The organism is Paenibacillus sp. CB74 (assembly GCF_055687625.1).
The window spans coordinates 1,044,347-1,057,041 of sequence record NZ_CM146009.1; the positions used below are offsets into that span (position 1 = coordinate 1,044,347).

The window sequence follows — 12,695 nt, forward strand, 5'->3', positions numbered from 1 at the left end:
TCTTTGTGTTGCCTGTGAACAGTTTTGATTTAAATAGTTAAAATTAATAATTTATTCATATTTTCGCCTTCGAAATTGTATATACGATGTGATATACTCAGTTATGTACTCAAAGTTACATTCATAACAAATAAACCTGTCGAAATTCTCGCAGGAGTCAATGTGCACATATTCGTATATACCAATAGGCCAGTAAGTTAGGCCAAAATCTGGGAGGGGTAATTCACTTGAAGCTAAAAGTATTGCCTATTGCTTTAACTGCCGTCATTTCAGCCGTTGTGTTGTTTGGAGGTTGGTTTGTGTATCGTCAGGTGGCTTTGCAGAATCCGATTGAAAAGATGGTTACCCAGTACGATGGAGTCAATGACGTTCAATTAACTATTAACCGCAATGACGTACAATTGAAACTGGATCTGCAACCTGATGTTGATTTGGGCAGACTGGTACAATATATTCACAAAGAAGGACAGACCTTGATTGGAACTCGCTCATTAAAGTTGGATGTTGTAGATCATTCCAGTGAAGCACTGGAAAGCTGGTGGGGTGATGCGATGTTTACCGTAGCTCAGGCGATGGAGAACAAACAGTACACCGAGATCACACCAACATTGTCCAAGATGGCTACGAATGGAATAAAGGTAAATACAGCGATGGATGACAACAATGTATATGTCAGTCTCAGAGACGGAGATGCCAGCAAATTTATTATTCTGCCGCGTGTGCCCGGTCAGATAGGAGTGTGGCCTAATGCCTAAGTGGACCAAAGAAATTGCCATTGGATTTGTCCCCGTGTTGATTATTTTTCTTGCTTTTACTGGTGTTAATATTGTTCCGATTCTAATTGCAGCGGTGTTTGTTGGAGCTTTGTTGTTCATGATGCAAATGCGTGGCGGGATTACCGTAGGCGCTGCACAGGAGCGTAAACGGAAGAAAAAAGGTCCTTCCAAGCTTACTTTTGAAGAAATTGGTGGTCAGGACAGTGCCAAGCAAGAATTGCGTGAAGCACTGGACTTTCTCATCAAACATGAAGAAATTCGCAAGTTCGGGATTCGCCCGTTAAAAGGGATCTTGCTGACAGGCCCTCCAGGGACAGGGAAAACGTTGATGGCCAAAGCGGCTGCGCATTACACCGATTCTGTTTTCGTTGCTGCATCGGGCAGTGAGTTTGTGGAAATGTATGTTGGTGTTGGTGCCAGCAGAATTCGGGATTTGTTCAAGGATGCGAGAACCCGTGCCACCAAGGAAAATAAAGAAAATGCTATTATATTTATCGATGAGATCGATGTCATCGGGGGGAAACGTGAAGGTGGACAACAGCGGGAGTATGATCAGACGCTGAACCAGCTCTTGACGGAAATGGATGGAATTTATTCTTCCGATACCCCAAGAATACTGGTTATTGCTGCAACAAACCGCAAGGAAATGCTGGATAGCGCCCTGACACGTCCAGGACGTTTTGACCGCCACATTCAAGTGGACTTGCCTGACAAGAAGGGTAGAAAGCATATTCTGGAATTGCATGCGGTGAATAAACCTCTGATGAAGGAAGTGAATCTGGAGAAGACAGCGGAAGAATCGTATGGTTTCTCCGGTGCGCAGCTTGAAAGTGTGATGAACGAAGCAGCGATATATGCCATGCGGGATGGGCTGTTACACATAGAACAACGGCACTTGTCTCTGGCTATTGATAAAGTTATGATGGGCGAGAAAACAGATCGTGAGTCCAGTGTGGAAGAGAAGAAAAGGGTTGCCATTCATGAATTGGGACACGCCATTATGGCTGAACTTGTTCGTCCGGGCAGTGTAAGCCAGGTGGCACTCAGTCCGCGTGGACAGGCGCTGGGATATGTGCGTCATAACCCGCAACAGGAACAGTTCCTTTATACGAAGCGTTTTCTTGAAGAGCAGATCATGATTGCACTTGGAGGAGCTGCTGCAGAGGAAATGTATTACGGTGGACGTTCTACGGGTTCGCGCAATGACTTTGATCAAGCAACCAATGTCGTGCAAACGATGATGGCTTCCGGATTGACTTCTCTTGGGATTGTGAACATGGATATGGTTACCACCGAGGAGCTCATGCGAGAGAATAAATTAATATTGCAAGAACTCATGGAACAGACGAAGCGCTTACTTGAAGAACAACGGACAATTTTCGACAATTCACTCGACATCCTGATTCGAGAGGAAGTTTTGTCCGGCGAACAATTTCGTTGTCAATTTCGTGACAGTGCCCGTTTACCAGCATAATTTCTTTATGCTGGTTATTTTTTTTTACATTTCACTCGTGCTAAGATATTATTATATGTTGGGTCGAAATTTGTAATTTTCGGCGAACAGGGTACAATAGAGAAATAGAGAACCGAAAGGATGGAGCAGAACCATGTTTTTCAAAAAAATAGGAGTTGTCGGCGGCGGTACGATGGGGCAAGGTATTTCCCAAATGCTCGCAGCCAAAGGACTTGATGTGCTTCTCGTGGAGCATACAACACAAAAACTGGATCATGCCTATGACATGATCGAAACGAACCTGGATAAACAACTGGAGAAATGGGCGATTACAAAAGCGGAGAAGAAATTGATTCTTTCCCGTATTACCAAGGTAGCTCATTTAGCTGAACTTGGAACTTGCGATATGGTCATTGAGACGATTTCAGAAGATCTGGATGCGAAAAAAGCAGTATTCAGCCAACTGGACCAAGTTTGCCCAAGCAATGTCATTCTGGCAAGTAATACATCCACGCTGAGTTTGACCGAGCTTGCAAGCTCGACCAAATACCCAGAGCGTGTTATTGGTATGCACTTTATTCACCCGGTATCCCGGGTTGATCTTGTAGAGATTATTCGTGGACTGAAAACGTCGGATTCAACATTCGAAGAGACCAGACGTTTTGTTGAAGAAGTGGCAGACAAAAAAGGAGTCATGATCTATGAATCACCTGGATTCGTAACTTCCCGCTTGATCTGTCTGTTGATTAACGAAGCGTTGCATGTATTACAGGAAGGTGTTGCATCTGCTGAAGATATCGATGATGCAATGCGTATCGGATACAACTTCCAACATGGACCACTCGAAATGGCTGACCGTTTCGGATTGGACTCTGTTGAAGCTGCACTCGAAAGAATGTTCCGTGAATTCGGAGAATTGAAATATCGTCCTTCCACGGTCCTGAAGAAAATGGTGCGTGCAGGACACCTGGGTGTCAAAACAGGCGAAGGATTCTTCAAGTACGACAAGGATGGTGACCGACTGTGAAAGTACTCGTAATTAATGCGGGGAGTTCCTCGCTCAAATATCAACTGTATAATATGACTGACGAATCTGTCCTGGCTAAAGGTCTGGTAGAGCGGATCGGAATGGATTCCTCCATTCTGACACACAAACCGACAGGCCGTGAGGATGTTACAGAAGTTAGTGAGATTCTGGAGCATACAACGGCAATCCGTAAAGTCATTGATATTTTGACTCATAAAGAAAATGGTGTACTGGATTCTGTAAATGAAATTCAAGCTGTTGGACACCGTGTTGTTCACGGTGGTGAAGCATTTAAAGAATCTGCATTGGTAGATGATGCTGCCAAAGCTGAAATTCGTCGTTTGTTCGACTTGGCTCCACTTCATAACCCCGCAGCAATGATGGGGATTCGTGCGGCTGAATTAAATATGCCAGGTGTGCCTCAGGTAATGGTCTTCGATACAGCGTTCCATCAAACGATGCCGGAAAAAGCATATCTGTATGCTATTCCGCGTGTACTTTACAAAAAATATAAAGTACGTCGCTACGGCGCACATGGTACTTCCCATGATTTCGTAAGCAAGGCAGCTGCTGAATATCTGGATCGTCCAGTGGAAGATCTGAAAATCATCACTTGTCACGTCGGTAACGGTGGTAGTGTAACAGCAGTTAAAGGTGGCGTATCCGTTGATACTTCGATGGGTATGACTCCACTAGAGGGACTGATGATGGGAACGCGTTCGGGTGACCTTGACCCAGCCATCGTACCTTATGTCATGAACAAGGAAGAACTGAGCGTAAGCGAAGTGAACTCCATGTTGAACAAACACAGTGGATTGCTTGCAATCTCCGGAATCAGCAGCGACATGCGTGAGATTACAGAAGGTATGGAGAATGGCGATGCGAACTCCACGCTCGCTTTTGAAATGTACGAATACCGTCTGCGTAAATACATCGGATCATATGCAGCTGCAATGAACGGTGTAGACGTGATTGTCTTCACAGCTGGTGTAGGTGAGAACTCCGTTGTTCTTCGCCAAAAAGTATGTGAGCAACTTACGTATCTTGGCGTTGAGCTGGACGAAGCCCTGAACGCAGTCCGTTCTGGTGAGCCGCGTCGCATCACAACAGCGAACTCGAAAGTGGATGTTCTCGTTGTTCCAACAAATGAAGAATTGGTCATTGCGCGCGATACGCATCGAATCGTATTGAATTCTAAGTAATCTAACTGTAAAGTAAATATAGAGTGGCAAGGAAGTGCAGAGGACAGGCAACAGCCTGTCCGCTGCATTTTCAAATTTCAGGAACCAAGGGGAGATATGGCATGAATACGAATTGTGTAATTCGTAATGTGAACGAGCATGTGGGCGAGACCGTAACGATCGGTGCCTGGATTAACAACAAACGTTCCAGCGGCAAAATTCAGTTTTTGCAGTTGCGTGATGGAACCGGATATATTCAAGGGGTTGTTGTAAAAAGTGAAGTTAGCGAAGAGATCTGGAACAATGCGAAGAGCCTGACTCAAGAAAGTTCTTTGTATGTTACAGGGATTATTCGTGAAGAACCTCGCAGTGCGTCCGGTTACGAGATGACTGTGACTGGGGTCGAAATTATACATCTGACTGAAAACTATCCAATCACGCCTAAAGAGCATGGTGTTGATTTCTTGATGGACCATCGTCATCTGTGGCTCCGTTCTACGAAGCAACGTGCGGTTATGGTGATTCGTGCAGAGATTATTCGTGCTGTTCAGCAGTTCTTTGATGGTAACGGATTCACACAAGTTGATCCTCCGATTTTGACACCGTCGTCTGCTGAAGGAACGACAAACCTGTTCCACATCAAATACTTTGATGAAGATGCTTATCTGACGCAAAGTGGTCAATTGTATATGGAAGCAGCAGCCATGGCGCTAGGCAAAGTATATTCCTTTGGTCCTACATTCCGTGCTGAGAAATCCAAAACACGTCGCCATCTGATTGAATTCTGGATGATTGAGCCGGAAATGGCATTTGTTGATCACGAGGAAAGTCTGCGCGTACAAGAGAAATTTATCGCTCATGTTGTTCAATCCGTGGTGAAAAACTGCCGTGCAGAACTGGAATCCATCGGTCGTGATGTATCCAAACTCGAAGGCATCGTAGCGCCATTCCCGCGAATTACGTATGATGAAGCGATTGAATTCCTGCATGGACAAGGCTTTGATATTCCTTGGGGAGAAGACTTCGGTGCACCGCACGAAACAGCCATTGCCGAGAAGTACAATACACCAGTCTTTATCACGCATTACCCTGCAGGAATCAAAGCTTTCTATATGAAACCAGATCCAAATCGTCCAGAAGTTGTTCTTTGTGCTGATATGATTGCACCTGAAGGCTACGGAGAGATTATTGGCGGTTCTCAGCGTATTGATGATCCGGAATTGATGCAACAACGTTTTGAGGAGCACAATCTCTCGGATGAAGCTTACCAATGGTACCTGGATTTACGTAAATACGGATCGGTTCCTCACTCCGGTTTCGGTCTGGGATTGGAGCGGACGGTAGCATGGATCTGTGGATTGGATCATGTGCGTGAAACAATCGCATTCCCACGTATGCTCTATCGTCTGTACCCTTAATGCTTAACCGAGGACCGTCTATGGAAGATACCACATCCAAAGCCTGGTTGGATGGGGCAGCTTATGGCATGACTTCGGGCACAGCCCATCTGCCTTATGCCTTGTTACGTTATTATCACCAGCTTGGCCTATCAGATGCAGAAGTGCTTCTTCTGATTCAACTCCTAGGGTTCCGTCAGGCGGAGTTCAATGAGTTTCCGACGCTTGAAGAGCTTGCGGGGCGTATGGGACTTGCACCTGAAGGCATTGCCAGAATGTTGCAACGTCTGATGAGGGATGGATATATCGCTATTGACGAGCATCGTGACGAGGAACATGACATCCAGTACGAACGATATGACTTACATGGACTCTATGCCAAGCTTGCAAAGTGCACTGCGGAAGAAGTAGCCGCATTGCGTGCGGAGCAGCTGAGCAGCAGTGCAGCACGCCAAGATTCGAACAGTGTTCAAAAAGAAGAGGAAGAACGGAACATGTTCTCCATCTTTGAAAAAGAATTCGGACGTCCGCTCTCTCCAATGGAGTGTGAGACGATATCCAGCTGGTTGGATCAGGACCGTTACCAAGAGGAATTGATTCTAATGGCTCTGAAGGAAGCGGTTTTTGCAGGTAAAGTACATTTCCGGTATATCGATCGAATACTGCTTGAGTGGAGCCGTAATCGTGTCAAGACCGTTCAAGATGCGAAGGCATACACGCAGCGGTTTCGTAATGGTGGACGTTAATTCAGGTGTGGGCAAGAACAAGAGACAGGCCAGAAGTCATTCTGTGCCTGTCTTTTTTTGAATTATGAATTGGGTGAGTGATCAGCTACATCGACCTTTCAGGCAATGATTTCACTTTGTTATACAAAAATTTGATAGATCACGCAGGGGTAAACACACAAGCTGTCGTCTATTGTATTGGAGAGGAGGGGAGAGTTATTGATGAAGCGCGCGTAATCGAACAAATCCGTCAAGGAGATACATCGCAGATGCGTACTCTGATTGATAAGTATAGCCAGCATGTATACCATGTTGCCTATTCCGTACTCAGGAACGATCAGGAAGCACAGGATGCAGCTCAGGAGGCGTTCATACAGATGTATAAGTCTCTCCCCGACTACCGTTCCGAAGGTTTCAAAACGTGGTTAACCCGAATTGCCTTTCACAAAGCGATTGATGCCAAACGTAAGCTGGGCAGACGAACGGCCGAGGATCTGGGTGGAGAAGAAAAAATAATAAACATGCCCGGACGGGATGAAGACGTTCTTACCCGTCTCGTTCGTGAGGAACGTCAGGACAAACTTCGCGAACGGATCAATGAGTTGCCTGCTCAGCACCGTGACATTATCACTGCGTATTATCTAAGCGAAAAAAATTATGAGCAGATTGCCAGCGATGCACAGGTGGCTGTGAAAACTGTGGAATCCCGCTTGTACCGTGCCCGGCAGTGGATTCGAAAACATTGGAAGGAGGATGAATGGCGTGAGTAAACAGGAAAAGTATACCGCTGAGCAATGGACGGATTATATTGAAGGTTATATGAGTGAAACTCAAGCGAGTCGAATGGAGCAGCTTCTGATGGAAGACCCGGATGCGATGGACGGCTATCTGGAAGCACTCGGCATCCATGGAGAACTGCCCTCGTTGCCTGACCCGACAGGGTTTGCAGATTCAGTCATGCATCGGATTGAGGGGATTCAATCCTCCAAGGCACAACGCAAATCCCGTGCTGGACGAAACCGGCGCTGGCTTGAACATAAAGTGTTCCATTACGCGGTAGCGGCCTGTTTGACATTGATCTTCCTCTCGTCTGGACTTTTTGACAAGGTAGCACCTTATCACAAGTTTCAGGATGGCGACCACAGAGGGTCTTTTACGGAGAAATGGACGGAGGCAGCCACTTCATGGCTGGATAACCTCAAGCCTAAACCATAAATGGTTTCACATTGCCTGAAAAGAAAGGATGACGACTGTGCACTCAGATCGTAATAAATTACTCGCATTTCTATTAAACCTAATACCCGGTCTTGGTTTTATGTATTGGGGTAGGCCGGCAAGGGCTGTAATCTATCCATTGCTTTTTTTTGGAACAGCTGTTGGTTCATTCATGCTGGCAATGCTGCTTGCTGAACATGATTTATTGATTATTGGTGCCATTTTTTCGGCTTTCTTCTGGGGGATCAGTATGCTGGACATGATTATTGTTCTGCTCCGTGCACCTACTGCCCGGGATGCTCACTACAGGGGATACGCGGCGCACTATGGGCCACAACAAGGAGCAGCATACCAGGGAGCATACATGGGTCAACAAGGGCCTATGGAACCTATGAATGAAGATGAGCAGCATCAGCATCCAGGTAGTGAATATAGTCACCATGAGGGTGGATATGGTCAGCCCATGTATCAAAAAGGCAGTGAGGGTGAACGATTCTTCACCATTTTACTTTCATTTGTTCCTGGTTTGGGACATCTTCATCTGGGATTGTTGCATCGCGGGTTGTCCTTCCTGATGGCGTTTTTTGGTTCCTTTGCCATGATGGTCTTTGTAGCTTCAATCACCAATGAATCGGTGTTTTTAATGTTCTTGCTCATTCTGCCTGTAATATGGGTATACTGCATGTTTGATGCGGTGCAGCATGTCCACCGTAAGCAGGCTGGAGAGGTACTGCAGGATCGGACGTTATTCGAAGAATTGGAGATGGGCAGAGTAGCTGGACGACGCAGTAAAGTGCTGGCAACCCTTTTATCTGCTTTTCCAGGTGCGGGTCATCTATATCTGGGGTTGCAAAAAAGAGGCATGCAATTGATGTTCCTATTCCTGGGCAGCATTTATGTTCTGGACCTGCTACACCTATCCGTGTTCCTTTTCATGATACCGTTAATCTGGTTCTACAGCTTCTTTGACGGGCTACAGTGTTCCAGCCGCTATGGACGCGAGCCATTGATCGATCAGCCGATCTTCAAGGATTGGGCCCGCCATCAGCGACTGATTGGATTCGGGATTGCCGCGCTGGGTCTATATTACCTGACGATCCGTCTTGTCATTCCACAGCTGAATGAGCTCTTCCCTAATGCATTTATGACGTATGAGATTCGTTCCTATTTGAACACCGTTATTGTTTCCTTGCTGCTCATTTTTGGCGGCTTGAAGCTGCTGTTCGGCAAGCAACGGGGAACAGGCACCAATCATGCGGTTCATCGGAATGACGAAGAAGTGGATAGCCTCTTTTTATTCAAGGATCGGAATGATCGGCTGTAAGGTGTAATCGAAGTGGATCAAAGATGATTTTATTGACGCTGCGATGACAAAGGAATTTTCTATTCCATATCATCCCACAACATAGAAACACGCCAAGGACTGTGAAAATTCAGCCTTTGGCGTGTTTTTTGTTTTACATTTTAGATTTCAAGATGAATGATTGCTATTTCGTAGCACCCTTCAGCAGAAGTTGACGGTACATCACTTCGAATAGGAATTCGAAAGCTTCCAGGTGACGTTTTGCTTCAAAAGCATCTTTGCCCCACGCATATATGCCGTGATTACGAAGCAAGATTCCTGGCACATTGGCATCCAGAACATCCGGCACCAACTTAGCAATGGATGGGATGTCGGCAAAGTTAGGCAAGACAGGGACACGAATCTCGGCATTTTCTTCCCAGATGTTGAAAGCCTTAATCAGTTCGATGCCCTGAATCGGCACTTGACCCTCTGCTCCAAAGAATTCACTAATCAGATTGTTAAACACGGTATGCACGTGGAATACAGCACCGCAGCCGGTCAAACGATAGATTTCGCAGTGAATCAACGTCTCGGCACTTGGTTTCAACGTTGTTGTCTCAATTGCTTTGCCATGTTTGTCCACAAAAAGGAAGTCTTCCGGTGTGCGAAGAGATTTGTCTTTGCCAGAGGCGGTAACCGCAAAATAAAATTGCTCCGGGTCAAAATCTCCTACACGCATCGACAAGTTACCACTTGTACCCGGGAACCAGTTACGGCTGGCGAACAACGCTTTAATATCAGCCAGTTCTTCAAGGACCTGACGTTTGTGTTCCAATGTAATCTTTTCAAAGCCCATCGTTTACAGCACTCCTTGTGTTTGCTTCTGTTTCATATCTTCGATGATATCGTAAAAGGTAGCGAATGGCACATGGTCCACACCAAGTTCAATACATTTATCCGTCAAAATGGAGCGGGAGTAGACGAGATCGGCAATCTTTGCACCCTCAAAATCTGTCAGACTGTCTCCAATGAGGATTCGATTGTATTGTTCTGCCGGGAATGTACGAATCACGGTCGTTTTACACATTCCGCAACCGTTCTCACAAGGAGGCTGGCAGGGATGCGGCCATTCAATGCGGATGGTCTCACCTGAGAAGTCAGCGCCGTTACAATAGACATGATCCTGCGGGATATCGAAGGGCGCGAGTAAGGGTTCGATAAAGAAGTCCATACCACCGCTGGTCACATTGAATTCAATCCCTTCGCCGCGAACATAGTCAAGAAATTCGCTGAACCCTTCACGGATGCCGGCTTGTCCAAGTACGAATTCGACAATTTCATCTTTTTGCGATGCAGGCAACAGAGCGAACATGGCTCCAACCCCTTCACGCAGCGAGATGTTCTGCTCAATCGTATCTTTCATAATTGCTTCAATGCCCTCAGGCTTGAAATGTTTCATAATCGCGACAATATTGTCCGAGAGGGTAATTGTACCGTCAAAGTCACAGAAGATGACGGTTTTTTTATCACTTCTCATCGTTCGCCACCCCACAGGTCCAGTGCGCTTTTCAGTTCTGGATGATCGATTGCATATTCAGCGAGTGGAATGGAACGCTGAGCCGCCTCAATCGCTTGCAGGAATGCACGTCCGCCTGCTTCAGTTCCCATAGGATGCCCATGAATACCACCACCAGCATTAACGATAACATCTGTCCCAAAGTCTCGCAAAATAAGCGGTACTAGGCCTGGATGGATACCGGCTGATGGTACTGGCATACTGGATCTTACAGGCAGATCAGCTGTCAGTAATTGTTCTGTGATTGCCATATTTTCTTCCTTCGGCATCGTTACCGATCCATAAGGAGAAGGGAAGAGCACCAGATCGGCACCCGCAAGACGCATCAACTGGCCAAGTACAACCGAAGCCGAGATGCCGTAATGTGGTGAAGGATACAATGCTCCTGCAAGTGCAGGGTGAGCCATAATCGGCACATTAATATCAGGATCACTGCTGAGTTCATGCAGGACATCATACCCGTAGGACAACACGTTGAACAACAAGGCATTGGCTCCAGCACCGATGGCACGTTCAGCCTGCTCTTTCAGACGAGATGTAGGTCCTGTGAGATTGGTTGCATACAGTAGCTTCTTGCCTGTCTCTTGGCGTGCCTGTTCGGCAGCTTTGATGCAGACCTCGACTCTTTTTTCGATAGGTGTTAATTTGTTCTCGAACAGAATTTCATCGTCTTTGATCAGATCCACGCCACCAAGTGCCTGACGGATAAACTGTTCACGCAGTTCATCAGCGTTCAGCCCGATGACGGATTTGAAGATACTCATTAACAGCGGACGATCATGTACACCAAGCAGATCACGAACACCATTCAGTCCAAACTTGGGTCCCGGGAATGCACGGAGGAAGCCATCCGAGAAACCAAGCTTTGTCAATTTGATTCGGCCATCCATTGAGATTTTGCCAAAGACCGTTACGAGCAGGGCAGGGATATCACGGCTAAAGTTGATATCAGGATAGCCGATGGTAATGTCAGCGTAACGCTCACCCGCAGCCATTCCATCAGCTTCATGTACTTCTACGCTTATGACTTCACCCAGATGCTTCTGCATCGCTTCACGCTGAGCTTGTGGTAACTCCGTCCAGCTGCCCACGGTCATGCCGATCGCGATGGACTCGGCCTTCTTGCGGAAGTCTGCATGATCATCATGCAGACGATATGTGGCTGTGCACATGTTATTCATTTTTTAAATCCCCTTCCAAAGCAGCTCCCATCTCCCGTGAGCGCTCTGCACAGCGGTTGACGGCTGCGATTACATTTTCAAAGAAATCACCTTCGTCCAGCGTCTTCAGTGCTGCTTGTGTTGCCCCTCCCGGGGATGTCACATCACTGCGAAGCTTCATCGGCTCCATACCGGTTTGCTGTACCATGCGTGACGCGCCGAGCACCGTCTGAACAGTGAGATCACGAGATTGCTGACTGGATAAGCCACCACGAATGCCCGCGGCAATCATGGCCTCCATTAAATAGTATACATAAGCAGGGCCGCTTCCGGAAATCCCAGTGAGTACTTCGAGTTTATCCTCAGGTACAATGGTTACGATTCCGACCGCTTCAAACATGGTCATCACCGTGCTGCGCTGCTCATCCGTAATTTCCGCAGAGAAGGCAAGTCCGGTTGCACCAAGCCCGATCGTACTGGATGTATTCGGCATGGTTCTGGCAATAGGCTGTTTACGTCCAAGCAAGGATTGCATCGTGCGGATCGATAATCCGGCAATGACAGACACGATCAATTGATCAGGTGATAACAGCGGACCCAGTTCGCGCAGCGCTGCGGCAGCATCTTTGGGTTTCATACAGAGTACAATGACCGGAGTGGAAGCGAGATGATCCAAGGATTGCGAGGCAGTTCCGGTATGTACAGCATAACGGGTGCTGAGCTCCTCCTGACGTTTCTGGTTGCTGCGGTTCAGCATCGTAATATCCTGAGGACGAACGACAAGGCGGGAGATGAGTCCGCGCACGATGGCTTCGGCCATCGCGCCTGCTCCGTGGAAAGTAATCTTCTGTTGTAGTAACGTCTGTTGCTCTTGACTCATATTAATCGTTCCTCCTATAT

Annotated in this window: 13 protein-coding genes; 9 read left to right on the forward strand and 4 right to left on the reverse strand. The window is 46.8% G+C overall.

Annotated features, from left to right (window positions below):
- Window positions 1-227: 227 nt before the first annotated feature.
- The 9 genes from ACX9NY_RS04850 to ACX9NY_RS04890 all read left to right on the forward strand — a co-directional run bounded on the left by ACX9NY_RS04850 (window position 228) and on the right by ACX9NY_RS04890 (window position 9,098).
- Window positions 228-755, forward strand: a complete 528-nt coding sequence (locus ACX9NY_RS04850; RefSeq protein ID WP_253438514.1) for a hypothetical protein — start codon at window positions 228-230, stop codon at window positions 753-755.
- Window positions 748-2,250: an AAA family ATPase gene (locus tag ACX9NY_RS04855; protein ID WP_339235130.1), complete on the forward strand. Its 1,503-nt coding sequence runs from the start codon at window positions 748-750 to the stop codon at window positions 2,248-2,250. Before ACX9NY_RS04850 ends, ACX9NY_RS04855 begins: the two co-directional genes overlap by 8 nt.
- Before the next feature lie 133 nt (window positions 2,251-2,383).
- Window positions 2,384-3,256, forward strand: a complete 873-nt coding sequence (locus ACX9NY_RS04860; protein ID WP_253438508.1) for a 3-hydroxyacyl-CoA dehydrogenase family protein — start codon at window positions 2,384-2,386, stop codon at window positions 3,254-3,256.
- A complete protein-coding gene (locus ACX9NY_RS04865; protein WP_339235126.1) occupies window positions 3,253-4,458 on the forward strand; it encodes an acetate/propionate family kinase in 1,206 nt (401 codons plus the stop codon). Before ACX9NY_RS04860 ends, ACX9NY_RS04865 begins: the two co-directional genes overlap by 4 nt.
- A gap of 101 nt (window positions 4,459-4,559) precedes the next feature.
- A complete protein-coding gene (asnS, locus tag ACX9NY_RS04870; RefSeq protein WP_017687752.1) occupies window positions 4,560-5,855 on the forward strand; it encodes an asparagine--tRNA ligase in 1,296 nt (431 codons plus the stop codon).
- A gap of 20 nt (window positions 5,856-5,875) precedes the next feature.
- The gene (locus tag ACX9NY_RS04875) at window positions 5,876-6,580 is read left to right on the forward strand and encodes a DnaD domain-containing protein (protein ID WP_339256098.1); all 705 of its coding nucleotides are present in this window, start codon (window positions 5,876-5,878) and stop codon (window positions 6,578-6,580) included.
- 131 nt (window positions 6,581-6,711) lie between these two features.
- Window positions 6,712-7,329, forward strand: coding sequence for an RNA polymerase sigma factor (locus ACX9NY_RS04880; protein WP_472479211.1), 618 nt, complete (start codon window positions 6,712-6,714; stop codon window positions 7,327-7,329).
- Complete coding sequence (locus ACX9NY_RS04885; RefSeq protein WP_472477323.1) at window positions 7,322-7,774, forward strand: hypothetical protein; 453 nt, start codon at window positions 7,322-7,324, stop codon at window positions 7,772-7,774. The genes ACX9NY_RS04880 and ACX9NY_RS04885 overlap by 8 nt, the downstream gene beginning before the upstream one ends.
- Window positions 7,775-7,802: 28 nt before the next feature.
- The gene (locus ACX9NY_RS04890) at window positions 7,803-9,098 is read left to right on the forward strand and encodes a multi-tm2 domain protein (protein ID WP_472477325.1); all 1,296 of its coding nucleotides are present in this window, start codon (window positions 7,803-7,805) and stop codon (window positions 9,096-9,098) included.
- Between the two features lie 163 nt (window positions 9,099-9,261).
- Here ACX9NY_RS04890 and ACX9NY_RS04895 read toward each other — a convergent pair whose 3' ends face one another.
- Genes ACX9NY_RS04895 through proC form a run of 4 tightly spaced genes read right to left on the reverse strand, consistent with a single transcriptional unit; the run spans window position 9,262 to window position 12,675 of the window.
- On the reverse strand, window positions 9,262-9,915 hold the full coding sequence (locus tag ACX9NY_RS04895) for a methylthioribulose 1-phosphate dehydratase (protein WP_339235115.1): 654 nt from the start codon (window positions 9,913-9,915) through the stop codon (window positions 9,262-9,264).
- 3 nt (window positions 9,916-9,918) lie between these two features.
- Window positions 9,919-10,596 (reverse strand): 2-hydroxy-3-keto-5-methylthiopentenyl-1-phosphate phosphatase, encoded by a 678-nt coding sequence (locus tag ACX9NY_RS04900; RefSeq protein WP_339235113.1) that lies wholly within the window; start codon window positions 10,594-10,596, stop codon window positions 9,919-9,921.
- Window positions 10,593-11,816 carry a 2,3-diketo-5-methylthiopentyl-1-phosphate enolase gene (locus tag ACX9NY_RS04905; protein ID WP_339235110.1) on the reverse strand — a complete coding sequence of 408 codons (1,224 nt, stop codon included), beginning with the start codon at window positions 11,814-11,816 and terminating at the stop codon, window positions 10,593-10,595. The genes ACX9NY_RS04900 and ACX9NY_RS04905 overlap by 4 nt, the downstream gene beginning before the upstream one ends.
- A complete protein-coding gene (gene proC, locus ACX9NY_RS04910) occupies window positions 11,809-12,675 on the reverse strand; it encodes a pyrroline-5-carboxylate reductase (RefSeq protein ID WP_339235107.1) in 867 nt (288 codons plus the stop codon). Before proC ends, ACX9NY_RS04905 begins: the two co-directional genes overlap by 8 nt.
- Window positions 12,676-12,695 lie beyond the last annotated feature (20 nt).

Coding starts and splice junctions, on each gene's coding strand:
- proC (WP_339235107.1), bottom strand. CDS start 12,675: ATGAGTCAAGAGCAACAGACGTTACTACAACAGAAGATTACTTTCCAC.
- ACX9NY_RS04860 (WP_253438508.1), top strand. CDS start 2,384: ATGTTTTTCAAAAAAATAGGAGTTGTCGGCGGCGGTACGATGGGGCAA.
- ACX9NY_RS04895 (WP_339235115.1), bottom strand. CDS start 9,915: ATGGGCTTTGAAAAGATTACATTGGAACACAAACGTCAGGTCCTTGAA.
- ACX9NY_RS04905 (WP_339235110.1), bottom strand. CDS start 11,816: ATGAATAACATGTGCACAGCCACATATCGTCTGCATGATGATCATGCA.
- ACX9NY_RS04855 (WP_339235130.1), top strand. CDS start 748: ATGCCTAAGTGGACCAAAGAAATTGCCATTGGATTTGTCCCCGTGTTG.
- asnS (WP_017687752.1), top strand. CDS start 4,560: ATGAATACGAATTGTGTAATTCGTAATGTGAACGAGCATGTGGGCGAG.
- ACX9NY_RS04890 (WP_472477325.1), top strand. CDS start 7,803: ATGACGACTGTGCACTCAGATCGTAATAAATTACTCGCATTTCTATTA.
- ACX9NY_RS04875 (WP_339256098.1), top strand. CDS start 5,876: ATGGAAGATACCACATCCAAAGCCTGGTTGGATGGGGCAGCTTATGGC.
- ACX9NY_RS04900 (WP_339235113.1), bottom strand. CDS start 10,596: ATGAGAAGTGATAAAAAAACCGTCATCTTCTGTGACTTTGACGGTACA.